General features: G+C 39.7%; 23 protein-coding genes. 13 read left to right on the forward strand and 10 right to left on the reverse strand.

Going from position 1 to position 26,124, the window contains the following annotated elements; all coding sequences use genetic code 11:
* Nucleotides 1-134 precede the first annotated feature (134 nt).
* Nucleotides 135-1,235: a CdaR family transcriptional regulator gene (locus FPV17_RS10440; RefSeq protein ID WP_186370780.1), complete on the reverse strand. Its 1,101-nt coding sequence runs from the start codon at nucleotides 1,233-1,235 to the stop codon at nucleotides 135-137.
* A 226-nt stretch (nucleotides 1,236-1,461) separates the two neighbouring features.
* A complete protein-coding gene (locus FPV17_RS10445) occupies nucleotides 1,462-2,085 on the reverse strand; it encodes a LysE/ArgO family amino acid transporter (RefSeq protein WP_144558949.1) in 624 nt (207 codons plus the stop codon).
* 96 nt (nucleotides 2,086-2,181) lie between these two features.
* Here FPV17_RS10445 and FPV17_RS10450 point away from each other — a divergent pair, with 96 nt between their 5' ends.
* The 6 genes from FPV17_RS10450 (at nucleotide 2,182) to FPV17_RS10475 (ending at nucleotide 9,517) form a co-directional block, all read left to right on the forward strand.
* Nucleotides 2,182-3,561 carry an aminotransferase-like domain-containing protein gene (locus FPV17_RS10450; RefSeq protein ID WP_144558950.1) on the forward strand — a complete coding sequence of 460 codons (1,380 nt, stop codon included), beginning with the start codon at nucleotides 2,182-2,184 and terminating at the stop codon, nucleotides 3,559-3,561.
* A 244-nt stretch (nucleotides 3,562-3,805) separates the two neighbouring features.
* On the forward strand, nucleotides 3,806-5,101 hold the full coding sequence (locus FPV17_RS10455; RefSeq protein WP_144558951.1) for a hemolysin family protein: 1,296 nt from the start codon (nucleotides 3,806-3,808) through the stop codon (nucleotides 5,099-5,101).
* Between the two features lie 188 nt (nucleotides 5,102-5,289).
* The gene (locus tag FPV17_RS10460; RefSeq protein ID WP_186370781.1) at nucleotides 5,290-6,417 is read left to right on the forward strand and encodes an ABC transporter ATP-binding protein; all 1,128 of its coding nucleotides are present in this window, start codon (nucleotides 5,290-5,292) and stop codon (nucleotides 6,415-6,417) included.
* 10 nt (nucleotides 6,418-6,427) lie between these two features.
* The gene (locus FPV17_RS10465; RefSeq protein WP_437183325.1) at nucleotides 6,428-7,351 is read left to right on the forward strand and encodes a carbohydrate ABC transporter permease; all 924 of its coding nucleotides are present in this window, start codon (nucleotides 6,428-6,430) and stop codon (nucleotides 7,349-7,351) included.
* Nucleotides 7,348-8,160, forward strand: coding sequence for a carbohydrate ABC transporter permease (locus FPV17_RS10470; protein WP_144558952.1), 813 nt, complete (start codon nucleotides 7,348-7,350; stop codon nucleotides 8,158-8,160). Before FPV17_RS10465 ends, FPV17_RS10470 begins: the two co-directional genes overlap by 4 nt.
* A 40-nt stretch (nucleotides 8,161-8,200) precedes the next feature.
* Nucleotides 8,201-9,517 (forward strand): ABC transporter substrate-binding protein, encoded by a 1,317-nt coding sequence (locus FPV17_RS10475; protein WP_144560466.1) that lies wholly within the window; start codon nucleotides 8,201-8,203, stop codon nucleotides 9,515-9,517.
* A gap of 260 nt (nucleotides 9,518-9,777) precedes the next feature.
* On the opposite strand, the gene FPV17_RS10480 is transcribed toward FPV17_RS10475, so the two are convergent.
* From FPV17_RS10480 to FPV17_RS10510, 7 genes are all read right to left on the reverse strand, one after another.
* Nucleotides 9,778-11,487 carry an adenine deaminase C-terminal domain-containing protein gene (locus FPV17_RS10480; protein WP_144558953.1) on the reverse strand — a complete coding sequence of 570 codons (1,710 nt, stop codon included), beginning with the start codon at nucleotides 11,485-11,487 and terminating at the stop codon, nucleotides 9,778-9,780.
* A gap of 14 nt (nucleotides 11,488-11,501) precedes the next feature.
* Nucleotides 11,502-12,557 (reverse strand): ABC transporter ATP-binding protein, encoded by a 1,056-nt coding sequence (locus FPV17_RS10485; RefSeq protein WP_144558954.1) that lies wholly within the window; start codon nucleotides 12,555-12,557, stop codon nucleotides 11,502-11,504.
* 23 nt (nucleotides 12,558-12,580) lie between these two features.
* A complete protein-coding gene (locus tag FPV17_RS10490; protein WP_144558955.1) occupies nucleotides 12,581-13,372 on the reverse strand; it encodes an ABC transporter permease in 792 nt (263 codons plus the stop codon).
* Between the two features lies 1 nt (nucleotide 13,373).
* Entirely contained in the window at nucleotides 13,374-14,198 is an 825-nt protein-coding gene (locus FPV17_RS10495) for an ABC transporter permease (RefSeq protein ID WP_144558956.1), read from the reverse strand.
* 26 nt (nucleotides 14,199-14,224) lie between these two features.
* A complete protein-coding gene (locus tag FPV17_RS10500) occupies nucleotides 14,225-15,160 on the reverse strand; it encodes a nucleoside hydrolase (protein WP_144558957.1) in 936 nt (311 codons plus the stop codon).
* A 12-nt stretch (nucleotides 15,161-15,172) separates the two neighbouring features.
* On the reverse strand, nucleotides 15,173-16,219 hold the full coding sequence (locus FPV17_RS10505) for an ABC transporter substrate-binding protein (RefSeq protein WP_144560467.1): 1,047 nt from the start codon (nucleotides 16,217-16,219) through the stop codon (nucleotides 15,173-15,175).
* A gap of 165 nt (nucleotides 16,220-16,384) precedes the next feature.
* Nucleotides 16,385-16,735, reverse strand: coding sequence for a DUF2294 domain-containing protein (locus tag FPV17_RS10510; protein ID WP_144558958.1), 351 nt, complete (start codon nucleotides 16,733-16,735; stop codon nucleotides 16,385-16,387).
* Nucleotides 16,736-17,022: 287 nt separating this feature from the next.
* Here FPV17_RS10510 and FPV17_RS10515 point away from each other — a divergent pair, with 287 nt between their 5' ends.
* From FPV17_RS10515 to FPV17_RS10535, 5 genes are read left to right on the forward strand one after another with little or no spacing between them, the layout of a single operon-like run.
* Nucleotides 17,023-18,114 (forward strand): amidohydrolase/deacetylase family metallohydrolase, encoded by a 1,092-nt coding sequence (locus FPV17_RS10515; protein ID WP_144558959.1) that lies wholly within the window; start codon nucleotides 17,023-17,025, stop codon nucleotides 18,112-18,114.
* A complete protein-coding gene (locus FPV17_RS10520; protein WP_246117170.1) occupies nucleotides 18,104-19,195 on the forward strand; it encodes a DgaE family pyridoxal phosphate-dependent ammonia lyase in 1,092 nt (363 codons plus the stop codon). The genes FPV17_RS10515 and FPV17_RS10520 overlap by 11 nt, the downstream gene beginning before the upstream one ends.
* A 2-nt stretch (nucleotides 19,196-19,197) precedes the next feature.
* Nucleotides 19,198-19,962, forward strand: coding sequence for a 2-dehydro-3-deoxy-phosphogluconate aldolase (gene dagF, locus FPV17_RS10525; RefSeq protein ID WP_144558960.1), 765 nt, complete (start codon nucleotides 19,198-19,200; stop codon nucleotides 19,960-19,962).
* Nucleotides 19,952-20,959, forward strand: coding sequence for a sugar kinase (locus tag FPV17_RS10530; protein WP_246117171.1), 1,008 nt, complete (start codon nucleotides 19,952-19,954; stop codon nucleotides 20,957-20,959). Before dagF ends, FPV17_RS10530 begins: the two co-directional genes overlap by 11 nt.
* A gap of 5 nt (nucleotides 20,960-20,964) precedes the next feature.
* Entirely contained in the window at nucleotides 20,965-21,666 is a 702-nt protein-coding gene (locus FPV17_RS10535; RefSeq protein WP_144558962.1) for a GntR family transcriptional regulator, read from the forward strand.
* Between the two features lie 76 nt (nucleotides 21,667-21,742).
* Here FPV17_RS10535 and FPV17_RS10540 read toward each other — a convergent pair whose 3' ends face one another.
* A complete protein-coding gene (locus FPV17_RS10540; RefSeq protein WP_246117172.1) occupies nucleotides 21,743-23,122 on the reverse strand; it encodes an alanine/glycine:cation symporter family protein in 1,380 nt (459 codons plus the stop codon).
* 475 nt (nucleotides 23,123-23,597) lie between these two features.
* Here FPV17_RS10540 and codB point away from each other — a divergent pair, with 475 nt between their 5' ends.
* Both codB and codA read left to right on the forward strand, forming a co-directional pair.
* Nucleotides 23,598-24,878 (forward strand): cytosine permease, encoded by a 1,281-nt coding sequence (codB, locus tag FPV17_RS10545; protein WP_144558964.1) that lies wholly within the window; start codon nucleotides 23,598-23,600, stop codon nucleotides 24,876-24,878.
* The gene (gene codA / locus FPV17_RS10550) at nucleotides 24,847-26,115 is read left to right on the forward strand and encodes a cytosine deaminase (RefSeq protein WP_035398655.1); all 1,269 of its coding nucleotides are present in this window, start codon (nucleotides 24,847-24,849) and stop codon (nucleotides 26,113-26,115) included. Before codB ends, codA begins: the two co-directional genes overlap by 32 nt.
* Nucleotides 26,116-26,124: the final 9 nt, after the last annotated feature.

Below are 26,124 nucleotides of genomic sequence, written 5' to 3' on the forward strand. Positions count from 1 at the left end.
TTTATAAAACTGTATTTGTTGGATTATTTTAGAAAAAATTTAGAAATACAGCAGGATCACACTAGAGCACATAAATGGCACTTAATAGAAATGAAAAAAAGGAAGTACGAAATGACGTACTTCCTACACGATTACTATGTGGTCTGCTCCAGTTCTTTCATCCAAAGTGCGACTTGTAAAATAAGCGATTCGTTAAATGTTTTCGGATTATAACCTGTTCGGTTAACAATGGTATTCAAGCGATATAGAAGTGTATTTCGATGTAAAAAAAGTGCGTCGGCCGTTTTTTGAATGTTTAAGTCGTTTTCAAAAAACGTCTTAAGCGTTAACGTCTGGGTATCGTTTAAATCATTAAGAACGCGGCTTGAAAACCGTTCCCGTAACGCATGGTTAATTTGATGCAATAAAGCTTTGATCTCGAATTGACTAAAAGAAATAATCGCATTTGCTTTATCCGTCATAGTTAAGGCTAGTTCACAATCTGAATAGGCTTGATGAAACTGATTTAATTCCTCAAACGATAAACTATATGAAATTGTAAACGTTGTTTGTCGGTTTTGTAGTAATGATTGAAGTGATGTCATTTGTTTAACAGCGTGATCTTCATCCATATTTGACACTACAATAACTAATTGGTTCAGGCTAATAAATCCAGCAATTGCATGATGGTGACCAAATAATTGTTCAATTTTATCGATTAATTCTTGTTTTTGAATGGTCAGCTGATGTAGCTGTATAGCGACGGCTATAAAAGGTGGCAATAGTTGTACGTCGAGCATTTCTAATCCTTGTTGAATGGTTTTATAAGAGGGGCTATGGTTTAATAATTGATCAATGACCATCTCTTTCGTGCGTTGTTTCCATTCAAGTTGAGAAGTAATAAAGGCTTGCTGAATCATAAGCTCAGTCGTCATTTTGACAAGTTCACCAACTGCTTTTAATTCATCCGGGTTACCAGTTATACCAATAACACCAATCATGTCTTTGTTAAATAAGATTGGTAAGTTTATACCGGGTATTGCCCCTTCCCACCGATTCGCTTGTGTTGGATAAATGGTCAAACTGTTACCAGTATTTAGTACTTCAACAGCGCCGCCATGAACAGTATGTAATCGAGCAGCGTCCCGTGAAGCGATAATATAGCCATCTTTATCCATAATGTTGATGTTTCGATCTAAACGTATAGATGTTTCTTGAACGATGGCATTTGCTATTTCTTTCGTCAACATAGTCATGTCTCCGTCTCCCATTAGTCGCACCTTACAAAAAAAGGATAAAATCTAGCTATTTATTTGTATGGTACAGCTACATAGCAAAGGCGTCAAGCTATAGATAGCTAAACACAAAACCGAAAACGATCGGTGCTGTTAAAGGCAATTACGTTGTACGATTCACAATCATTGAAGAGAAGAGTGAAGGTAGGGCTAGCATAGCACAAGCTCATGCCTTTCCAGTAAAGAGCTAGAGCATGTTTTTTAATGCTTGAATCCCAAAATAGAGAGCGAGAAGCCAAATGCTTACAGCAGACGCTTTATGGATCCACTTCATATACTTGCCGTGTGTGTCCATTTGCTTCAGATGACTTCCTAAATAAGCTAGCAGCGTAAATGCCATCCATGAAACGAGTATACAAGCAGTAACAAAGCTTAGCTTTTCTACCCCAATTGAATAATGGGAAGCATTTGTTCCTATTACTGCAACGGTGTCTAAAACTGCATGAGGGTTTAACACTGAGATTGATAATGCAACGACAATTTGTTTTTTTGCTGTTAGTGGTTTTTTCTTTTTTTGAACCAACTTCTCATCGTGTTTCCATATGGACCAACCAATGAAAAAGAGGAACAGGACTCCAATAAGGTAAAGCAAAGGTTGTAAAAGTGGAATCGTAAAAACGAGAATGGATAATCCTAATGCTGCAACAATGATTAGAATGGTATCAGCTACTGCTGCGGTTAACACAGCAGGCAAACTCATTGTAAATGATGATTGCGACGCTCCCTGATTAAAAATAAATAAATTTTGTGGTCCAATAGGAATTATTAATGCACTTGCAAGAATAAAACCATGAAGAAATGCACTTAGCATTCGATCACTCCTTTTCGAAAGTGTATCGAATCATGTATAGTAAAAAAACAACCAATTGGTTGAAAATTAATCCAACCAATTTTGAAGGGGAAAGACATGACTTGGAAGCCGAACCGGACAGAAAAACGTACGCTTTTTGACCAGATAAGAGCCTGGATCGTTGAGCAAATAGAGGATGGACACTGGTCTAATGGAATGCGTCTGCCTAGTCAGCGTAAGCTAGCTGAACAATTTGGTGTCAATCGCAGCACCATTATTCAAGTTTTAGACGAGTTGAAAGCAGAAGACGTGATTGAAAGCCGACAAGGTAGTGGTGTGTATGTGAAGCCAAGGGGATGGGATTTTGTATTACGCCAACAGACGCTTGACTGGCACCAACGAATAAAGCAAAGTGCGTACAAAGTAAATGCACAAACAATCCAGCTTATAAACGAGTATGAAGCACTACCTACCACAGTGCGATTAGGGACTGGTGAATTATCTCCTGAACTCATTCCACAAACAGCTTTATTAAAATCGTTTAGCGAGCTCACCTTAACGAATCAAGAACTGGGCTATTCTGAACCCTTGGGAAGCCTTCATTTGCGAAACACTTTGACGAGTTATTTAGAGCGTCGAGGAATCGTGACAAAACCTAATAATATTTTGATTGTTTCTGGTGCGGTACAAGCGTTGCAATTATTATCTTTAGGTTTGTTAGAGACTGGTACATCGATAACAACAGAAGCTGCCTCCTATATACACTCAATTCCTTCTATACCAAGCGTCTCTTTTCAAGCAAGTAATAAGAAAACGATGTATTATACAATTCCGACGCTCTCCAATCCAACAGGGAAAATCCTTACTTTAGAGGAACGTAAACGGCTAGTAGAGCGTTGTAGTGTAAATCATATGCCAGTGATTGAAGATGACGTTTACAGCGAATTAACGTTTGACGGGGCGCCACCTGCTCTAAAATCGTTTGATCGAGCTGGACAAGTTCTTTACATTGGAAGTGTGTCTAAATGTATTAGCCCAGGCATACGAGTTGGCTGGCTAGTCGGTCCAGAATCGGTCGTACGCTATTTAGCCGACTTAAAAATGCAGCTAGATTATGGAACAAGTGCGATTTCCCAACAGCTAGTTGCTCAGTGGCTTAATTCTAGCTATTTTTATGAGCACATATACAATTTACGAGCTTCATTAAAAAAGCGGGCGGACTTCACTGAAGCGATTTTGCAAAAAACAGTAGGTGATATTGCCGAGTGGGAATCGTCTAAAGGCGGTTTTTATATTTGGTTAAGGATCAAACAACCTGTTGTCACAAAATCTCTGTTTTTAGCACTATTAAAACAAAACATACTGATTAATCCAGGGTATATATATAAGCCAAATGACTATCACTATGTCAGGGTATCGTATGCATATTGTACATTAGACGAACTTAAACGAGGGTTAATTATGTTAGCAAACGAAGTGAAAAAGCGATTCATCTAATTTTGGGATAGAAAGCAAAGGCTATTGGCTGAAACAAGTTAGATTAAAAACAAGAAATAAGGCTACACTAAAAGATATCTATATAGTAGAAGAATATGATTTCGCTACAAACCCTTTCTAGTCATCCATTTGTTTTTCGTGCAAGTAAACCCTTATTTAATAGCAAAAGGATCATGGAAGGGCCTATACGTTAAGCGATACGACACGATTTTTTGGAGGTGAACTCTCGTCTAGAGGGGCTTTCTTGGATATATCTACAGTCATTAACCTTTTAGGTGTAGCACTATTAATCATTCTTACAGCTTTTTTTGTAGCATCAGAATTTGCGATTGTAAAAGTAAGAAGTACTCAGTTAGAGCCTCATATTGAAGGTGGAAGTAAGCGCGCTCTTGCCGCAAAGAAAGTTACGAGTAATTTAGATGAATATTTATCTGCCTGTCAATTAGGGATAACCATTACAGCTCTTGGAATCGGACGCTTAGCAGAACCAACCTTTGAAAGGATGCTTCATCCGATTATCGGAGAATTGTCGACGAATGAAGCGTTCGTTACAACGTTATCCATCTTTGTTTCCTTTGCATTTGCTACATTTCTTCACGTTGTAATTGGTGAGCTAGCACCAAAAACCATTGCTATTCAAAAAGCTGAGCAAGTGACACTTTTTATCGGCCAGCCACTCGTTTGGTTTTATCGATTGTTATATCCATTTATTTGGGTACTGAACGGGTCAGCTCGATTACTTATCAAAGTATTAGGGTTTAAGCCGATGAGTGAACATGAAGTACATCACTCAGAAGAAGAGCTTCGCCTCATTCTTTCAGATAGTTTAAAAAGTGGTGAGATTAATCAATCGGAATTTAACTATGTCAGTAAGGTGTTCGAGTTTGATGAACGAATAGCAAAAGAAATTATGGTACCACGTACAGAAATGGTGACGATTTCTCTTGATTATACCGATGAAGACATTCTGTCGTTAATAAAAAACCATAGCTTCACACGATACCCAGTTATAGGCGAAGACAAGGATTCAATTGTTGGAATACTGAATGTGCGTGATTTTCTATCGTCTCTTCTTTCAAAAGAAGGAAGAAATCAGCTTGGAGAGATTGTTTATCCGGTTATTACGGTATTTGAAACGGTGCGTATCCGCGATATTTTAATTGAAATGCAACAAAAACATATTCATATGGCTATTTTATTCGATGAATATGGTGGGACAGCAGGTCTATTGACCCTCGAAGACATTCTTGAAGAGATTGTTGGTGACATTCGGGATGAATATGATGTAGACGAGCCAAACGTCATTGAAGAAATAGAACCAAACCATTACCGAATTCAAGGTCAAACGCCAATTCACGATGTGAACCAAGTGCTTGCACTCGATTTAGAGTCAAATGACGCAGAAACAATCGCAGGGTGGTTGTATGAACAACAGTACGATTTAGCAGAAGGAGACGAAATTCCCTACAAGGGCTATACGTTTATTATTCGGCATTTAAATGGCAATCAGCTTCACGAAGTGGATATTTTAAAAACGTAGTAGAAAAGAAGACCATCAATTAGGTGGTCTTTTTTATGTGAAGTTTATGAAGCTCTAGCAGGGAAGATTAAAAAAACACTTCATATATCCTTTACGCAAGGTTAATCTTTCGCTTGTAAAGTTACTTGTGGAGGTGGTCGTTACAATTATTCATGGTACAGTTGATTTCATTTTCAGGAGGTACATAATTGAAAAATCACGTAGAGCTGAATCAGTTGTGTAAAAGTTATGATGGGCAGACCTTTGTTATTGAAGATGTGGGAGTAACGATTCATGAAGGCGAGTTTTTTGTTTTAGTTGGCCCCTCTGGATGTGGCAAAAGTACTTTGCTACGAATGATTGCTGGCCTCGAAAAAATCAGCGCTGGGGAGCTTAAACTTTATGAAAAAATAGCCAATCATTTATCACCGAGTGAGCGCGAACTATCAATGGTATTTCAAAATTACGCCTTATATCCACATTTAACAGTGAAAGAAAACATAGTATTCGGATTGAAGGTTAGAAAAGTTAAAAAACTCGACAGGGAAGCGCGATGCATAGAAGCTGCTGAAATGCTTGGCTTAATTCCTTATCTAGATAGGAAGCCTAGGGAATTATCAGGAGGACAACGTCAACGCGTAGCACTTGCTAGAGCAGTTGTGAGCAAGACAAAGCTTTGTCTAATGGATGAACCTCTATCAAATTTAGACGCAAAGCTAAGAGCACAAATGCGTACAGAAATTCGTCACATGCAACAAAAAGTTGGGATGACAATGGTTTATGTTACTCATGATCAGGTAGAGGCGATGACAATGGGGGATCGGATAATGGTTTTACGTGACGGGATTGTGCAGCAAATTGGTTCGCCACTCGCCATCTACAACAACCCTGTTAACCGCTTTGTTGCAACGTTTATTGGCTCACCTCCAATGAATGTCTCGAGAGCTACAATTGATCGCGTAAATGGATCCATCTATTTTGCTGCAAATCAAGTAATTCAATTAACCGAATGTGAATTAAAGAAGCTTTCAGGAGATACCATCTTTGTTGGAGTGCGTCCAGAATGTATTGGTAAAAGAGAAGGGATGGAACGTCCGATTTCGCTTGAAGTAGAAGTAGATAGCAGTGAATTACTTGGAAACGAGACGGTGATCTCTTTTTCTGTTGGTGAATCTGTGTGGAAAGCAACGTGGTCTGGCCAGTGGAGACATCAGCAAGGAGAAAAAATAAGCATTTCGTTTTCTCAGGATAAATTGTTTTTATTTGACTGTGAGACAGAAGAAACGCTTCTTGCCCCTAGCTTTAGAGATGAGGTGGTGCATCTTGGACTTAGCTGAAAGTCGCCGAGTGAATCAAAAGATCAAACAGTTGCAACAGGAAGAGAAAAAAAGCCTATGGAAACGAACGGTCAATTATAGATTGGCATTTGTTTATTTACTACCATCGCTCATTATTTTTTCAGTATTTTTATTTTATCCAATGATACGCACGTTGTATTTAAGTTTTTTCCTAACAGACGCTCAAGGGAATTCATCATTGTTTGTAGGATTTGAAAACTACCTTTATCTCCTACAGTCTGTGACGTTTCAGAAGAGTATAAGTGCAACGTTATTATTCGTTCTGTATACAGTTCCAATCGGGATAGGTATTGCCTTTATATTAGCATTACTTGCAAACGAAAAAGTGAAAGGAATTGGGTTCTTTAGAACGGTTTTTTCCTCAACATTAGGGATGTCTGTAGCGGCTTCCGCCGTCATTTGGTTATTTTTGTTTCATCCTACGGTTGGTATGTTAAACACCCTACTTGAATTCATTGGGGTATCTGCAGTTCCTTGGTTATTAGATCCAACATGGGCTTTAATTTCGGTTGCTATTACTACGATTTGGATGAATACAGGATTTTCGTTTCTCATTTTATTAGGTGGATTACAAAACATCGACCAAAATCTGTATGAGAGTGCAAGAATTGATGGAGCTACATATTTCTATAAGTTAAAACGAATTACCATTCCAATGCTGTCACCGACACTGTTTTTCATTTTTACGATTACGTTTATTCATTCTTTTCAATCGTTCGGACAAGTCGATATTCTTACAGGTGGGGGACCAGCTCATTCAACGAATTTAATTGTGTATTCCATTTATCAAGACGCATTTATTAATTATCAATTTGGCACAGCTAGCGCACAAGCTGTGATGTTGTTTTCCGTCGTGTTTATCTTAACGTTTCTTCAATTTCATTTTGGAGAAAAGAAGGTGCATTATCAATGAAAATAACAAAACTTATTTTCTTATATGCCTGTCTTTCGTGTGCTTCGTTCGTTTTTTTCTTTCCAATTCTTTATGCGATTCTTGTTAGTTTTATGAATCATGTAGATGTAATGAATCGTGTTTTTGTTCCGACAGAATTAGAATGGCGTAATTATATTAAGGTGTTTGAATCGGTACCGCTACTCCACTATTTAAAAAACAGTTTTATTGTTTCATCTGCTTTAATGATCGGGCAACTCATAGTCTGTTCGCTATCCGCATTTGTGTTTGCCTTTATTCCCTTTAAAGGAAGATCGTTCGTTTTTGCTTTGTTTCTATCGACCCTAATGATCCCCTGGGAAGCAGCGATTATTCCAAACTTCTTAACCGTGCAGCAGTTAGGTTGGATAAATTCTTATTTGAGTTTAACTGTTCCATTTTTTGCACTTGCGTTTGGAACCTTTCTATTGCGACAACATTTTAAGACGATTCCCCATGAGCTCTATGAAGCTTCTCAAATAGAGGGATTATCGCAATTTCAATTCTTTTACAAAGTGGTGCTTCCTTATGCGAAAACAAGTCTGGTCACCTTAGGTATTTATAGCTTTCTAACAACTTGGAATATGTATCTTTGGCCAATGCTTGTAACAACGAATGATTCAGTTAGGACTGTTCAAATTGGGTTGAAGCAATTGCAGACAGTAGAGGTGTCAACCGATTGGGGTGTAGTGATGGCTGGGGTTGTCGTGGTCATTATTCCAACAATGCTCTTACTATTTATAGGTCAAAAACAGCTTCAGAAAGGATTAACACAAGGCGCGATAAAATGATGAAAAGAAGAAAGGTGAGGATTTCGTGAAGAAAGCAGCGATGTTTTTATCAATGGGGATTGGTGTTAGTTTTTTAACAGCTTGTGGAGGTATAGAGGCAGAGGAGACCGCATCGCAATCACAAGGTTCTGATGAAGCCGTTGAGGTGGAGTTTTGGCACGGTATGGCTGGTGGATTAGGTGATACGTTAACCGAGCTTGTTGATGTGTACAATCAATCTCAGGATGAAGTGACAATTGTTCCGCAATTTCAAGGAACATATGAAGAATTACTAACCAAGTTTCGTAGTGTAGGTGGAACACCAGATGCACCAGGACTTGTTCAAGTGTTTGAAATTGGGACAAAGTATATGGCGGAAAGTGGTCATATTACGCCAGTTCAAGAGTGGATTGATAAAGATAGCTATGACGTTTCGCAGCTAGAAGAGAATATCTTATCTTATTACACCGTAAATGAATCACTTTACTCGATGCCGTTTAACTCTTCTACACCAGGCCTTTATTACAATAAAGATGCTTTCGCAGAAGCTGGCTTAGACCCTGAACAACCACCTGAGACGTTTGCTGAAATCAAGGATGCAGCAGAAGTATTGACGAAAGAAGGTCAATATGGTTTTTCAATTTTAGGGTACGGCTGGTTTTTTGAACAGTTACTCGCAACCCAAGGCGCTGATTATGTCAATATGGATAATGGACGTTCAGGCGATGCGACAGAAGCAATGTTTGGTCATGATGAAGGGCTACGGGTATTTGAATGGATGAATGAGATGTATGAAGACGAGACGTTTGGTTATTTCGGACAAAATTGGGACGATATTCGCGCAGCATTTCAAGCGGAGCAAGTAGCGATGATTTTAGATTCCTCTGCAGGCATTAAAGAAACAGTGGAAACGGCGTCATTTGATGTAGGAGTTGGGTTTATTCCTTACGCTGATGAGCTAGATCGACATGGTGTAGTGATTGGCGGAGGATCGATTTGGATGGCAAGCGGAATCCCAGAAAAAGAACAGGAAGCCGCATTTGAATTTTTGAAGTATTTACAAACACCAGAAGTGCAAGCAGACTGGCATGTGAATACTGGTTATTTTGCCATTCATCCTGAAGCATACGAAGAAACGATCGTACAGGAACAGCATAACAAAATCCCACAACTAAAAGCGCCGATTGAGCAATTACAAGCAACGATTCCTTCATCAGCTACACAAGGCGCTTTCATGTCAGTGTTTCCAGAATCCCGTCAACAGGTTGTAACGGCGATGGAGAACATGTTTCAAGGGACGGAGCCGGAAGCTGCATTACAACAGGCTGTTGAAGGAACAAATCGTGCTATTGAAGTATACAATCGTTCAAATCAATAAAAAGTTTCTTTAGTGCAATAGTTTTGTTTACAGGAAAGAAGTTGTCGTGTATACTGAATGTATTCTCCCTTCAAAGAGATAAACTGATGAAACAAACCGCTAATATCACAAATGTTAGCGGTTTGTTTTTTCGTTCTTATGCCAATTTTTAGAACGAAAGAAAAGAGGATAACCATAAAAGTATACGTGCAAGAAAAAAAACGTTCATGCAAGTAACATGAACGTTTATAATTTCACTTACCATATTAAATGAATAAAAACTAAACAAACAGCGAAACAACTTTTCCTTTATTCACATCTATTAAGCCAAAGTCCGTTATTTTTAATGCTGGACTAACAGGGAGAGATAGGGTGGACACCGACATAATTGGATTATAATGTTTATAACCCAAAGCTCTCATGGATTCTACAAGCTCTTTCACATCCTGTCCAACTTTATCAAGAGGGGCTTCAGATAAAATGCCACCAACTGGAAGAGGCAGGAACGCTTTAACATCATTATTATGGGTAACGCAAAAGCCACCTTGTGCTTCAATTACGGTGTTTGCTGCTTTCACCATGTCTGCTACATTTGTTCCAATAACAAGTAGGTTATGGTTGTCATGAGAATAGGTTGTAGCAATGGCACCTTCACGAATAATATCACCAGTAATAAGCCCATGAGCCCGATTACCTGTTTTTTTGTGGCGTTCAAATGTTGCAATAAGGCGACAATCCGATTTTTCCCACTCAAGTATACCGTCCTGAACAGAAAGCGAGACATGTGTTTCTTTGGTGAATGTGGAGCCATCCCTTACATTCATGACCCGAACTTTTTTCTCCTCTGGAGTGTTTTCCGTCTTAATGATGAAATCTTCAGCAGTTAAAAGAGGCAAATGAACGCTCTTATAAAAATGTGCTGGGAATTGGTCGGGACGCACTTGTTGTTTTTCTTTCAACAGGGCATCAAACACACAAACCCCATTTTTATAGACGGCTGAGAAGGAGAAATGATTGTTTTCATTAACAATGCAAAAGTCAGCAATTTTTCCAACCGCAATCGCACCACGATCAATCATGTTCATTCGCTTTGCCGGTGTGGCAGTACAAGCATAAATCACATCTTCGTAGCGCATGCCTGCTTTTACAGCTTTTTCCGCAAGTATATTTAAGTGACCTTTTTCAAACAAGACATCTGTCATAATATCATCGGTAACAAAACAAAAATGTTCACTCACATCGTGAGTCATTACATAATCAAGTACGTCATCGGTCATTGATTTTTCTTGTATTTGAACGAACATACCAGCTTCAATTCTTGCTCTCAATCCATCAACCGTTTGGTGGGTATGATCGGACCCAATACCTGAAAGCAAAATTTGATCAAGATCAAGACCAGTCAATTTCGGAACATGTCCTTCAATTGGCAAAGTTGGATAGTGTTCACGAAAATGGTTTAACACTTGATTTGTCTTTGAATCTGGGTCATGAATGACATCGACGAAGTTCATTATTTCACCGAGGCACTGAATTTGCTCTGTAGCCATTAATTCATCCATTTCTTTTATGCCAATCTCTCCACCTGTTGTTTCAAGTGAGGTAGCAGGAACAGAGCTTGGAATAGCATATAGCATATCAACGGTACAGTAGTCACTTGCTTGGATCATCGCTCGAACACCCTCAATACCAAATACATTCGCCATTTCATGAGGTTCGGGAACAATCGTTGTTACACCGTTTTGTAGCAAAGCATATGAAAATGTTTCTGGTGTAACCATAGAGCTCTCAATATGAAGGTGAATATCAATTAACCCGGGTATAATAGATTTATTGTTTGCATCGATTATCGTTTTGGCAGTAAGATTTTTAAGCTCATCTTTTGAACCAATGGCAACGAATCGTCCACCATCAATCGCAAAATCAACCTCACGAAACTGCTTCGTATAAGTATTGTAAACCTGGGCATTCGTGACAATGGTTTCAATGTGCATATATTTCACCCTTCCTATTCTACTACGACAATTTTGTTCTCTGGAAAATAAAGTGTAACGTTTCTTCCAATTTCAAGTGGCTGTCTAATTGCGGCATTCACTGTGAATGTACCGAGTGCAGTTTCAACGGTACATTGGTAGCTTCTCCCAAGAAACGTACAAATCTTGACTGTACCAGGTACATAATTGACTTGCTCAGGTGAAACGGGCTCAAGCAGTAATTCAAGATCATCTGGTCGAATGGCGCCTGTCATACCAACTTTGCTATGCTCATGCTTTTTTACATGAAATGAATGACTTCCAGCAGTTAAAAGAAGCTTGTCACCTAGATCAGAACGATTGGAAAAGTGAATAAAGTTTTTAAAGCCTATAAATTCAGCAACAAATTGGGTCTTTGGATAACGGTAAATATGTGCGGGTGTATGCAGCTGTTCAATGACACCGTTGTTCATAATGGCTACTTGATCCGAAATAGAAAAGCATTCTTCTTGATCATGAGACACGTAAACCGTTGTGATTCCTAATTCTTGCTGAATTCTTCTAATTTCTACACGCATGCTTTCTCGTAAATTTGCATCTAAATTGCTAAGTGGTTCATCAAATAAAAGCAAATCAGGCTCAATAACGAGCGCTCGAGCAATCGCAACACGTTGTCTTTGGCCACCGGATAATTCTTTTGGAAAACGGTGTTCAAAACCGATTAAATTAACGACTTCAAGAACTTGTTTCACTCGCTTTTCGATCTCTTGTTTTGACTGCTTGCGTAATTTCAACCCAAATGCGATGTTGTCAAAAACGGATAGGTGGGGAAATAGCGCGTAATTTTGAAATACAAATCCGAAATTACGTTTGGAGACAGGTACTTTTGTATAATCTTGATCCTTGAATGTGAATCGACCTGCATTTGCTTCAATAAAACCAGCAATGAGACGTAAGGTCGTCGTTTTTCCGCAACCACTTGGACCAAGCAGTGAAATGAGCTGGCCTTTCTCAATTGAAAGCTCAAAGTCTTTTAAAATAGGTTGTTTCTGATACGCAACTGTAATTTGATCTAATGATAATAAAGTCATTGTGCATCCTCCATCGTTTAAACTTAGCGTTTTGTAAAGTGGGACAATCCAACTAACCGTTCAATTAAAAACATAAATACGGCAGTAAAGATCATTAACAGCACGGAAATGGCTGCTACAGTTGGATCGAAATAATGTTCAACATAGGTCAGCATTTGGATAGGTAAGGTACTAAGCCCTGGACCTGTTAGAAATACGGAAATATCGACGTTGTTAAACGATTCAAGAAACGCAATTAATACGCCGGCTATAATACCTGATTTGATGTTTGGAATAATGACACGAAAAAAAGCGCCAATTCGACTTGAGCCTAAATTCATTGCGGCTTCTTCAATGGAAAAATCAAAATTTGCCATGCTCGATGCAATGACCCGAATAATAAACGGAAGCATTAAAATGGTATGTCCAATAAAAAGAGCTGCCTCAAGAGGTAAACTGTAGCTTACAATTAAGTAACGTAAAAAGGTAAAGCCTAAAACAGTTCCCGGTATTAAAATAGGTGAGACAAAAATGGCGTTTAAGATTCCCTTGCCGCGAAAATCAAAACGACTAAGGGCATAAGCAGCAGGAATACCTAACAGTAACGCGCAAAGATTCCCGAGAAGGCTGACGAACATTGATAGCTTAAACGTATCCATAAAGGCAGATACCGTGAAAATGTTTTGATACCATTCAAGGGAGAACCCAGTTGGTGGGAATTGTAGCACGCTTGTTGGTTCAAACGATGCGACAAAAATAATCGCAAGCGGTCCAAGCAAGAACAGAAAGATACTAAAGGTAATGAGTCCGAGAGCAAAATGATTCTGTTGATTCATTTTAAGATCCTCCTGGGTTGAGCTTAGTTGCAAGTTTTTGAAAGATCCCTGTAATAAAGAATGTCAGGACGATCATAATGGTCGCAATCATGGCGGCCGTATTCCAGTCATTCAAAGTGATGGCATTTTGATAAAGGAAGGTAGAAATGACGCGCTGCTGACCACCGAGAAGTGCTGGTGTTGTATAAGCTGTAAAACTACCGACGAAGACAAGCGTACATCCTATTAATAATCCCGGCATACAAAGAGGGAACATTACCTTTAAAAAGGCTGTTGTTTTAGATGCACCTAAACTCTCTGCGGCTCGTATATAATCGGTATCAATATTTTCCATGACACCAACAAGCGTTACAATCATAAGTGGCAAAAATAAATGAACTAAACCAATTGCTACTGCGACAGGTGTATACAGAATGGTTAATGGCTCTTGAATCATACCAATAGATAGCAGAAAATCATTTAGTAGACCGTTTCTGCCTAAAATAATCATCCAGCTAAATGAGCGTACAATAGGACTAACAAGCAACGGGAAAATTGCTAGCATAAGCAGAAGGGCTTTTTTTGATCCTTTTACTCTAGAAACATAGTAGGCTACTGGGAACGCCAGCACGATACAGCAGAACGTCGTTAATAACGCAACGTAAAGCGTCGTCCATAAAATGTCTAAGAAATATGCGTCTGTTAAAAAATTCAAGTAGCCTGATACTGAAAAGTTTCCATCCTCAACAAAAGTAGAACTTATTGTGAGGACAAGCGGAATAAGCATAAAAATTGCTAAAAATAGCAGTCCTGGAAGAAGCAAAAGATAACGTCCAGATTGTTTCAATATAGCCACCTCTTTTTAAAAACGGTTTAATGTAAATGATGTTGAATGGTTGTCAAAAAGTAAGAGATAAATGCGTCTACATCTACCTTTAACGCGACGTGAACGTTCGGTTTTTCCTGCAAGCGATCTTGCAAATCACAAATTGTTTGACCATCACATAACCGACTTGTCGTTTCAATGTCTGTATAAAGAAATTTAGTTTCACAAAGATCCGGTCGAATGGCATATGCGACAGCAAGTGGATCATGAAGAGCACAGGCTGCTACACCATTGCGTTGTTCATACCGTTCGATATAATGCGCAGTGGACGTTTTTACAAAATGTTTCACTTTTGATGTTTGAAGAGAATCGATATGAGTACGGGTAAGCAATGCCTGTCGTGTAACATCTAGTCCGATTTGCGTTAATGATGTAAAACCTGCTTGAAGTACAATTCGAGCTGCTTCCGGATCAACATACATGTTGTATTCCGCGGCAGGTGTGATATTGCCATACGTAAATGCTGCTCCACCCATGTACACTACTTTGCTTAAGAGTTGCGGTAGATCAGGACATTTTTTGACTGCTAGCGCTAAGTTCGTTAAGGGGCCAGTCATAACAAACGTGACTTCTCCTGGATACCGACGTGCTTGCTCGATCATGAAGTCAGGCGCAAAGCCAGGACTTGGCAATGTGCTAGGTTCAACATCTTGGAGCGCGCCGCCAAGTCCATTTTCACCATGAACGGACTTTTCAAAGTGAGAAGGGCGTAAAAGGGGCGTTTCCGCTCCTTTTACAACCGGGCACATTTTTCCGACCAATGCTAACACGTTTAATGTGTTCGTTGTCGCTTGTTGGAGCGAAACGTTTCCATTCACTGTTGTAATGCCTAGTAATTCAGTGTCTCTATCATTTGCTGCAAGTAGAATCCCAAGGGCATCATCAATGCCTGTATCTACATCAAGTAAAAGCTTTTGCTTCATAAAAAAGTCTCCTTAATTCGCAATTTCCCTATTCCAACGATCAATCCACTGTGCCGATTGTTCATTGACAAATTCCATATCAAGTAGTTTTAATTCATTAATGGTGTCTTCACCATACGTAATACCTTCTGCTTCGTCCGGAGAGAGCTCAACGAGTTTATTAACAGGTGAATCAATTTTTGCTTTTGCTGAAGCCTCTTGAACTTCTTTGCTTAAATGCCAATTAATAAATTCTTCAGCTAGCTCTTTATTGTCACTGCCTTCAACAACATTTACCGTGTTCAATACCGCATAAGCGCCTTCAGACGGTGTAACAAACTCTGTTCCTGGTACCGCAGCAAGTAAATCTTTTAAATACATTTCCATAAAAGGACCTGCTACAATTTCGCCTTGTGAAAACATATTCACGAAGTCGGATGTTCGGTCATATTCTTTTACGACATTAGCTTTGAGTGTAGTTAACTGGTCAAAAGCGGCATCTTCATTAAACGTGTCTTCACCAGCAACGATGGATGCTGCATCTAAAAACATCGGTCCAGTAGTAGCTGTAATATTTGGTATTGTTATATTGTTACTCAATCCTTCGTCCCATAAATCAGACCAACTAGTGATCGGCGATTCAACTTCATCAGGGTTATAGGCAATGCCAAATTGACCAACGGTATATGCTGGGCCATACTCATCGCCGAGCGGTGCTTGAGCTAGTTCATAAAGGTCATCAATTGCAGGAATTCGACTACGATCAATGTTGGCAAAAAGACCTTCATCAATACCTTGTTGGGCATAATAATCAGAAAGATAAATCACATCAATAGTAGCTGTGCCTTGTCGGATCCGGTTTAATCGCTCTGCATTGTTCCCGATATCAACAACAATGTTTACATTGTGCTCTTCTTCAAATGGTGCATACACTTCTTCATTAAAGAAATCTTCCGCAAAGCCCCATGTCGATATGACTAAATCTGTTGGTGCCTCGCCTGTGTTGGATCCTGATTGGCCACACCCTACTAAAGCTGTGATAGCCGCCATACTTAAAGTGATCGTGATACTTTTTTTCATCATTCGTTCCTCCAATGGTTTTGTTTTATCAATAAAAAAAGGAAGACACACCTGTAGTAGCGTTATCGCTCAATCTACAGACGCATCTTCCTAGTGTAAACACGCAGAAAAGCAGTCATTCATCTTCATTTAGATCTCAAACCAGAACTTGTCCAATTTGTACATCTAATCCAATATAGGGTGATGAAAAAGGATATTCGTTACAGCCCATTGTGTATGTGCATCGTAATCCCGTAAAACCACATCTATGGCTTCTGGGAAATGACGATCAAGCTGTTCGGCAAGTTTCCGCTTATAAAGAAGAGAAAGATGAAAATCAACCTCTAATTTTAACGAAGGAACTTCACCTGCAAGCGCCATCGACCGAATTGCACGCTTATGTTTTGCTTGAATGGTAACCATTTGATTCGCGATGGTTACTTTTAAAAGCGTTGTACCAACGCCAAACAACTCTCTTGATACATCATTATAAAGCTGTGCAAGAAGTTTCTTTGTATCATTACTAGCTAAATTCATCGCATCACCTTTATATGAAATCTTGTTGTATCGTTATTGTACATAAGTTTATCTAGTTGTGCAACATGAATGTTCGGTTATGAGGTGTTTTTTTTTTATAAATAGTACGATTCACCATTTAACATGCAAAAAAGCGAACATTAAGGAGCGTTATCTGTAAAATTTTTGCTGTAATTCCCATACATTATAATGTTATTTACTTTGCAGAATCTTTTCTTTATACTGACTAGTAGATTGGCTTTTTTACGTACATGCACATAAGAACCTACAGATGAGGGGAGTGAAAAATGAAACAAATTATCCGCAAAGCGCGATTTGTTGATGACAAACCAAAAGATATTGTAATGGCAGACGGGAAGTTTGTGGCGATTGTTGAGGACTATCCTGGAGAAGGAGAAGAGGTGACATTTGAGGACGATGTGTACATTTCAAGTGGCTGGATTGACCTTCATACCCATGCGTTTCCTAGTTTTCCGCCATATTGTGCAGAGCCTGACGAGATAGGATATAAAACCGGTGTTACAACCGTAGTGGATGCTGGAACGTGTGGAGCAGATCATATTGAGGCGTTCTACCAGCTTGCAAACAAAAGCATAACAAGAATCTTCTCTTTTTTAAATATTTCTCGTGCCGGTTTATCTAGGACGGATGAATTGAGTGATTTGTCTCTTATTTCAGCATCTGCAATTGAACACGCTTTGGATAGCTACCCACGTTTTATTGTTGGGTTGAAAGCAAGGATGAGCGCCAGCGTAGTCGGAACAAATAATATTCAGCCACTTCTGATGGCAAAAGCTATTCAACAGCAGAAGCCGTTAATGGTACATATCGGTAGTGCACCCCCTTGCATTGATGCGATCCTCCATGAACTGAGGGAAGGAGATATTATTACACATTGCTATAACGGGAAAGCGAATAATTTATTTACGGAGGAAGGGAAACCGCTTTTATCCTTGCAGGCAGCACGAGACCGAGGCGTTGCACTTGATATTGGTCATGGTACAGAAAGCTTTTCTTTTGAAGTGGCAGAACAAGCGTTAAGAGAACATGTACAGTTTGACACAATTAGCACAGATATTTACGAACGAAATAAACAGCAAGGTCCTGTTTACGATATGGCAAGCACACTAACAAAATGTTTAGCATTAGGCTGTTCATTAAAAACAGTTATTCAGGCAGTGACAGAGGCACCTGCACGATTAATGGGTCGAGATGATATTGGAACGATAAAAGTAGGGGCAAAAGCAGACCTCACGCTATTTAAATTAGAGCGCGGCCGTTCCTACTCATGGATTGATTCGCACGGTGCTATACGACAAACAACCTACCATATTAAGCCACTAGCCGTTTATATAGGGGGAAACTATTTTGAACTTTGAACAACGTTTGAAGAGGGCAGTGAATGCAAGCGGTCGAATGACGATTTTAGGTGTGTCTACACTTTCTGATCAAGTGGTAGAAGCAATGAGGTATGGGGGCAAACATTACTTTGAAATGGCAGACTTATATGAACAATCAGGGAAAATGATTGCTAGTTATTGTCGTACCGAAAATGCGATGATTACAAATTCTGCATCTGCAGCGATAACCCTTGCAATTGCTGGCCTCATTACAAAAGAAAATCGTTATGCCATTGAGCACCTTCACAAAGTTGCTTCTGAACAAAAGAGTGAAGTCATTTTAATGAAAGGACATAACGTTGATTACGGTGCCCCCATTGAGACAATGATTTCATTAGCTGGTGCGCAAGTAAAGGAAGTCGGTTATGCAAATGGTTGTCGAGCATCTCTTATTGAACAAGCCATAACAGAGCGAACGGTGGCCGTTTTATTTGTGCAATCGCATCATTGTGTTCAGAAAAATATGCCAACTATTAGTGAGGTTCAGCAAGTATGCATAGATAATCAAATTCCATTTCTTGTCGATGCAGCAGCTGAAGATGGCATTGATCAATTTGCAGATTGCTGCGACCTTGTCGTTTTTAGCGGATCGAAAGCAATTGAAGGACCTTCATGTGGCATTCTTGCTGGTAAAGAACCCTTTCTTTCCTATGCGATACAACATCGCTCGTTTATTGGGCGAGCGATGAAGGTAGGAAAGGAAACGGTATTCGGTTTATTAGCAGCATTAGAGGCGTATGGTTCAAAAACGATGTCAATAGAGGAACAACGACGCGTTTTACAGAAATTGAATTCGTTAGATTCATTGCCTGGTGTTCGCGTTGAATTTATTGAAGATCCATCAGGCCGGCCGATAACGAGGCTCCGATTGTTTATTGATTCAACGAAAGCAAAATTAACTGCATTGGAACTTGTTCATGCTTTAAAAACAGGACCAGTTCCAATTTATACACGGGATTATCATGCTAATGAGGGGCATATTGATTTGGACCCGCGTCCTTTACTGAATGGAGATACAGAAACCATTCGAAATCGTATAAATACGCTATTGGGGGAGTAGACATGTCTAATTTTTACCGAAATCGGGTTTGTTTGAACGTATTAGCAAGTGATCTTGAGAACGCTGAGGCATGCTACCAAGCCGCTAAAGGTCACGTATTTATAGGTGTTTTATCAAAGAACTACTCTTCTGTTAAAGAAGCGGTAGAAGATTTACGTCAGTATGGAGATAGTCTCGATAATGCCGTTTCCATTGGTCTAGGTGCTGGCGATCCTCATCAGTGGAAAGTCGTTGCCGACATCGCGCGTTCATTCAAGCCAAAACATGTGAATCAAGTATTTACTGGTGTTGGCTATACGCGATCTGCTCTGGACAATAAGACAACGATGCTAAACGGGTTAGTCTCACCTAGTGGAACTCCTGGTATCGTATGTGTGTCTACAGGCCCATTAAGTGCCCAAGAGGAACCAGCAATGATTCCAATCGAGACTGCAATTGCTATGCTCAAAGATATGGGCGCGCAATCGATTAAGTTTTTTCCAATGAACGGTCTAGAAACGATTGAAGAGTATAGAGCTGTGGCTAGAGCTTGTGCGCATGCATCATTTGCTTTAGAGCCTACTGGGGGTCTTGACTTAACGAATGTTGAGGAGCTTATTCGTATAGCACTTGATGCCGGCGTTAAACAAGTGATTCCTCATGTATATTCGTCTATAATCGATTCGCAGACGAACCAAACAAATGTAGCACAAGTTGAAACGCTTTATCAAAAGGTGAAAGCAGTAGTAGATACGTTTTATGAAAGGGCGGAACAGGTTGAAAGCTAAAATACTTGCATTTGGAGAAGTGATGATGCGGTTAGAAGCACCAAACTATCGAACAGTAACGCAGACGAGGAGCTTGGACTTTGCTTTTTCAGGAACAAGCGTAAATGTATTAAGTGGATTAAGCCATCTAGGTTACCAAACTGAATTGATGACAACCTTGCCGGAAAATAATATTGGCTACGCAGCAGCGTCGTACATTCGTTCACTCGGTGTAGGAACCGATGCGGTTTCGTTTGATGGTGATTATATTGGGATGTATGTACTTGAAAAAGGCTTTGGTCACAGAGGCTCTGAAGTGACATACAGCAATCGTTCAGAAAGTGCTTTTTGTCAATCATTGCAAACTAACTATTCTATTGAGCACTTACGAACAGGGACACATATTCATTTTTGTGGAATTAGTCTTGCGATAAATAAACAAATTCGAGAAGTGACGTTACGTATCGCGGAAGAAGCGAAGGCACAAGGCTTAACTGTGTCATTCGATTGTAACTTTCGACCGAAACTATGGAAAGGCGGTTACAAAGAAGCCCGGCCAGTGTATGAACGAATGCTATTAGTAGCAGATTATGTCTCAATGACAGAAAAAGATGCTGTATCTATACTTGGTATGCAGACAACAGCGGTTCAGCGACAAGAGCAAGTGGACGCTTTATTACCAAAAGTAGCACAACGGTATTCTATTTCGGCAATTGCTGGTACAATACGTGAAACGAATGCTTCTGCTTCTACGTTACAGGGCTTTCTTGTGCAAGATGGACGTGTAGATTTTTCAACAGTACACACCGTTGCCATACTTGATCGTATAGGGAGTGGTGATGGATTTTTTAGTGGCTTTTTAGCCGCAATATTCGAAGGAAAGTCTTCTAGTGACATAGTAGAATGGGCAACTGCTGCTGGTGTGCTTGCACATACAACGTACGGTGATTCGCCAGTTACGACTCGGAGAGCAATAGAGAAACTTCAACTGAATCAGCATATCGATGTAGAAAGGTAGTGACTATGAAGCTAGTAAAGAAAAAAGGGCCATTGTATGCACAAGTAAAAGAGATTTTAAAAGAGCGAATTCAAGATGGTATTTATCCAGTGCGGTCTTTAATGCCATCAGAGTCTTTTTTAGAAGAAGAATTTCAAGTAAGTAAAATCACGGTTCGAAAAGCGATGGAGCAACTAGCGCAAGAGGGGTATGTGCAAAAGCAAAGCGGTGTTGGTACTACAGTTCTTGATAACCGAGCGTTTATCAAACTTTCTACTGGTCAGCCTTTTTCTGCTTATTTAAAACAGGAAGGAAAGCATGTCAGAAAAGAAGTTTTAGGAATAACAGTTGTTGATCCACCATTCGAATTGACACATCTGAAAGGGAAGGTTCGTTGCATCCAGCGGCTCTACTATTTAGATGACAAACCATACATTGTGTTTGTGCATTACATCCCAGACTCATTTAATCTTCCTAACGTGGCTGGTGAATACGAAGGCTCTCTGTATACATTGTTGAGAGAAGCAGGGGTTTCATTTAACCGATTTCAGGACACATTTGGGGTTGGGGTTGCGAACGTAGAAGTTTACCGCTCTTTAGGTATAGAGGAGATTCCTTTACTTAAAAGGACACGCCACACATATGACTTAGATGAGCAACTGGTGGAATATTCTATTGCGTATTATCATACCGAAATGCAAGAGTATGTAATGGATCTTCATCTGTAGAGAATCAGTTTTACCATGCCCATTATAAAAAAAACTGCGCTCATTATCGAATAATATAATGGGCGCAGTTTTCTGTTTAACTTGCTTTTTGTTGTTTTTCGTCTATTTTTTCTTGCTTTCGAACTTCTCTAAATTTCTTCGTTTCACTAACGATGACACCTGATAAGAAGAGGAGTCCAATTAAGTTCGGAATGGCCATTAAGCCATTGAAGATATCGGCAATATTCCAAACAATGTCTGATTTTGTACCGGCTCCAATAAAAACAATGGCTACAAATACCACTTTATAGATAATGGTATTTTTGTCGCCGAACAAGTAGCCAAAACATTTCTCCCCATAGTATGACCAACCAATAATCGTGGAGTACGCAAACAAGAGAATGGCAAACACCACAATATAATTGCCGTACCCTGGAAGAAACTGCTCAAACGCCTGACCAGTTAATAGACTTTGGACATTTGCAACTTCATCATCCGGAACATCAACATACAGCTGACTCATAACAATCGTTAGTCCAGTAATGGTACAAACAATCATAGTATCAAGAAACGTTCCTGTCATAGATACGAGTGCTTGCCGACCTGGGTAATCGGTTTTGGCAGCAGCGGCAGCGATTGGAGCAGAACCTAAGCCAGCTTCATTGGAAAACACACCACGCGCAATCCCGTAACGAATGGCAAGACCAATGGTACCACCTAGTGCAGCATCTGTGTTAAAAGCAGCTTCAAAAATAATAGCAAATGCTTGAGGGACCAACGTAATATTGGATACAATTATAATTAATCCACCTAAAATGTAAAATAAAGCCATAAACGGTACAAAAATAGCAGTGACTCTACCAATTCCTTTAATGCCGCCTAAGAGAACGAGGGCCGTAACTAACATAAGCACAAACCCTGTAATCCAAGGGTTAATACCAAAATTATCAGCTAATGAATTGGACACCGTATTTGATTGAGTCATATTTCCAATCCCGAATGAAGCAAGAAATCCAAATAGTGCAAAAAGAACGGCTAGCCACTTCCAGCCTAAGCCTTTTTCTATGTAGTACATCGGGCCACCAGAAATTTCACCTTTATGATTGACAACTCGATATTTAACAGCAAGAATGGCTTCACCGTACTTCGTTGCCATCCCAAAAAAGGCAGCAACCCACATCCAGAATAGTGCGCCAATCCCACCTAATAAGATAGCAGATGCAACCCCGGTCATATTCCCGATCCCGAGCGTAGCCGCCATGGCTGTCATTAATGATTGGAAGTGAGAAATATCTCCTTTATCTCGACTATCCTTTTTACTTCGACTAAACGTTAATTTCAATGCATAAGGTAAATCCCGTACTTGTAAAAAACCTAAACGAAATGTTAGAAAGACACCTGTACCAACAATTAAAAGTAGAGTCGCAGGACCCCAAACAATATTATTAATGCTTTCCACAATAGCAGCAAAACTCACAAACATCCCCCATTTCTTTCCTCTACAGGATAGTATAAATAGAATATACATAGTTTAGTGAACTTTTGTACGAAAGTCTATCACAAAATTTTCAGGAAATGTTAAAAACATTAGACAAACTGTTTATCTAAGGTCTTTACAGTAATTATTTTTTTCCTATTAAATGAACATTTTAAGCAGTAAATCTAAGTCTACTAGTATCGCATCACAAGTTAGCATAGCTAACCTTTGAAAATAAACCTTGACGAAATGAGTCGTATTTTGTAATAATAAAGCTAATTTAATCATGGTACCTTTAAACCAGTCCAGAGAGGCTGACAAGGACAGCGGATGTGCGTTCCCATTATGGGGACGTATAAGTTCGTCGAAGCGTTTTAAGCATAGGCGCTTTCACGACCAAAAAGGCTAATTGTCAGTTACGTGACAATTAGCCTTTTTTTCTGCTTTGGTATCAGAAAACTTGGAGGTTAGAACAATGGAAAAGCAAGATCAAGAGTTTTCATGGCAAGAGGTTCCAAAGACAGAGCGAAAGCATTTTCTTAAAACACTGGCTGTTATGCTGGGGTTCACATTTTTTTCGGCAAGTATGTTAGCAGGTGGACAACTTGGCATCAGCTTGACCTTCTCCCAGTTTATCGTCGTCGTGTTAGGCGGGAATTTATTACTTGGATTCTATACAGGCGCGCTTGCCTATATTGCTGCTAAAACAGGCCTTTCCACCCACTTATTAGCAAAACATGCATTTGGTGAAAAAGGGTCTTACTTGCCATCGTTTCTCTTAGCCTTTACCCAAGTAGGGTGGTTTGGTGTTGGCGTTGCCATGTTCGCGGTTCCTGTAGCCCAGGCGATGAATTGGAATGTCTACGTACTTATTTTTACATTTGGCTTAGCGATGACGGCTTCAGCGATTTTCGGGATAAAAGCACTTGTTGTCTTAGGCTTTGTAGCGGTACCGGCAATTGCAATTCTAGGGGGCTATTCCGTTACACAAGGTGTTCAAGATGCTGGAGGTGTCCAAACATTGTTTGCCTATGAACCTACAGCAACAATGGCCATTTCAGCTGCATTGGCGATTTGTATCGGTTCTTTTATAAGTGGAGGGACGTTAACACCAGACTTTGCTCGCTTTGCTAAAACAGCCAAGCAAGCCGTTAGCGCGACAACGATTGCGTTTTTTCTAGGGAACTCACTTATGTTTTTATTTGGTGCAGTTGGCGCAATGGTATATGGTCTTGCAGAGGTATCGGAAGTCATGTTTTTACAAGGGTTAATGATTCCAGCCATACTTGTACTAGGTTTAAACATTTGGACGACGAATGATAACGCCTTATATGCATCTGGGTTAGGGTTTGCCCATATAACGAAACTGCCGAAAAAATTCTTTGTTATTTTGAATGGCGTTATTGGAACAGTGTTGGCCATGTGGATGTACAACAATTTCGTTGGCTTTCTCACCATTCTTGGTGTGGCTATTCCATCCATTGGTGCGATCCTAATAGCCGATTACTTCTTTATTCATAAGCGACATTACCCAATACTTGCTGAGATGAAAGTGAGAGCTGTTAATTGGATTGCCATTGTTTCTTGGGCAATAGGTGTCACTATTGCCCAGCTAGCTCCTGGCATTATCCCTTTAAACGCGTTAATTGGTACAATGATTGTATACATCGTTTGTACAACTGTAATGAACACAGTAAAAAAGAAAAAGGAATTGGTGATGACACATGATTATTCAAAACGCAACATTGCGCAATAGAAGTGGACGCTGGCAAATTGATATTCAAGATGGGAAATTTCATCGAATTACTCAAGAGCCAATCCAAGTAGATAACAGAGAGGTTCTTGATGTTGCTGGTTCGCTTATCTTACCACCATTTATTGAGCCGCACATTCATTTAGACACAACAATGACAGCGGGTGAACCTGCTTGGAATGTCAGCGGAACGTTGTTTGAAGGGATTCAACGCTGGTCAGAACGTAAGGAATTTCTTACGCATGAAGACGTGAAGGAGCGTGCCACAAAAGCGTTAAAATGGCAAGTAGCTCAAGGAATTCAATACGTGCGAACTCATGTTGATGTAACGGACCCAAATTTAACGGCACTAAAGGCATTGCTCGAAGTAAAAGAAGAAATGGCCTCTTATGTCACGCTTCAACTTGTTGCGTTTCCTCAAGAGGGGCTTCTTTCGTTCCCGAATGGAAAGGAATTAGTAGAGGAAGCACTAAAAATGGGAGCAGATGTTGTAGGCGGAATTCCTCATTTTGAGTTTACGAGGGAGTATGGCGTAGAATCAATGAAACATACATTTGATTTAGCTGAAAAATATGACCGACTGGTCGACATACACTGTGATGAAATTGATGATGAACAATCACGTTTTGTAGAAGTTGTGGCTAAAGAAGCGTATGAAAGAGGACTTGGCGAAAAAACAACAGCTAGCCATACAACAGCAATGGGTTCCTACAATGATGCGTATACCTCTAAATTATTTCGGTTATTAAAGATGGCCAATATTAATTTTGTCTCAAACCCGTTAGTAAATATCCATCTACAAGGTCGGTTTGATACCTATCCTAAGCGAAGAGGATTAACTCGCATAAAAGAATTAAAAGAAGCAGGTCTAACCGTTTGTTTTGGGCATGACGATATCTTTGACCCATGGTACCCACTTGGAACAGGAAATATGCTACAGGTGCTTCATATGGGTATTCACGCTGGTCAGCTAATGGGGTATGAGGAAATCGTTCAATCCATCGATTTTATTACAACAAACAGCGCAAAAACCCTCCACATCCACGATGATTACGGCGTTGTAGAAGGGAATTCTGCTAACTTCATTGTCATTGATGCAGAAGATGAGTATGAAACCATACGTAAACAAGCGACCGTGACGCACTCTTTTAAAGAAGGGAAACAAATTGCCCAAACTACTCCATCTGAGTCCGCTCTTTTTATTAACAAAGAAGTAGAGCGCGTAACGTTCAAAAAATAAGGTATTTAA

The sequence above is a fragment of the Shouchella miscanthi genome (assembly GCF_007725405.1).
Taxonomy (GTDB): domain Bacteria; phylum Bacillota; class Bacilli; order Bacillales; family Bacillaceae_D; genus Shouchella; species Shouchella hunanensis.

What these genes read in the sequence shown, in the direction of transcription:
- FPV17_RS10440 (WP_186370780.1), bottom strand. Translation starts at nt 1,235, where the DNA reads ATGACTATGTTGACGAAAGAAATAGCAAATGCCATCGTTCAAGAAACA.
- FPV17_RS10445 (WP_144558949.1), bottom strand. Translation starts at nt 2,085, where the DNA reads ATGCTAAGTGCATTTCTTCATGGTTTTATTCTTGCAAGTGCATTAATA.
- FPV17_RS10450 (WP_144558950.1), top strand. Translation starts at nt 2,182, where the DNA reads ATGACTTGGAAGCCGAACCGGACAGAAAAACGTACGCTTTTTGACCAG.
- FPV17_RS10470 (WP_144558952.1), top strand. Translation starts at nt 7,348, where the DNA reads ATGAAAATAACAAAACTTATTTTCTTATATGCCTGTCTTTCGTGTGCT.
- FPV17_RS10475 (WP_144560466.1), top strand. Translation starts at nt 8,201, where the DNA reads ATGTTTTTATCAATGGGGATTGGTGTTAGTTTTTTAACAGCTTGTGGA.
- FPV17_RS10480 (WP_144558953.1), bottom strand. Translation starts at nt 11,487, where the DNA reads ATGCACATTGAAACCATTGTCACGAATGCCCAGGTTTACAATACTTAT.
- FPV17_RS10485 (WP_144558954.1), bottom strand. Translation starts at nt 12,557, where the DNA reads ATGACTTTATTATCATTAGATCAAATTACAGTTGCGTATCAGAAACAA.
- FPV17_RS10490 (WP_144558955.1), bottom strand. Translation starts at nt 13,372, where the DNA reads ATGAATCAACAGAATCATTTTGCTCTCGGACTCATTACCTTTAGTATC.
- FPV17_RS10500 (WP_144558957.1), bottom strand. Translation starts at nt 15,160, where the DNA reads ATGAAGCAAAAGCTTTTACTTGATGTAGATACAGGCATTGATGATGCC.
- FPV17_RS10505 (WP_144560467.1), bottom strand. Translation starts at nt 16,219, where the DNA reads ATGAAAAAAAGTATCACGATCACTTTAAGTATGGCGGCTATCACAGCT.
- FPV17_RS10510 (WP_144558958.1), bottom strand. Translation starts at nt 16,735, where the DNA reads ATGAATTTAGCTAGTAATGATACAAAGAAACTTCTTGCACAGCTTTAT.
- FPV17_RS10515 (WP_144558959.1), top strand. Translation starts at nt 17,023, where the DNA reads ATGAAACAAATTATCCGCAAAGCGCGATTTGTTGATGACAAACCAAAA.
- dagF (WP_144558960.1), top strand. Translation starts at nt 19,198, where the DNA reads ATGTCTAATTTTTACCGAAATCGGGTTTGTTTGAACGTATTAGCAAGT.
- FPV17_RS10535 (WP_144558962.1), top strand. Translation starts at nt 20,965, where the DNA reads ATGAAGCTAGTAAAGAAAAAAGGGCCATTGTATGCACAAGTAAAAGAG.
- codB (WP_144558964.1), top strand. Translation starts at nt 23,598, where the DNA reads ATGGAAAAGCAAGATCAAGAGTTTTCATGGCAAGAGGTTCCAAAGACA.
- codA (WP_035398655.1), top strand. Translation starts at nt 24,847, where the DNA reads ATGATTATTCAAAACGCAACATTGCGCAATAGAAGTGGACGCTGGCAA.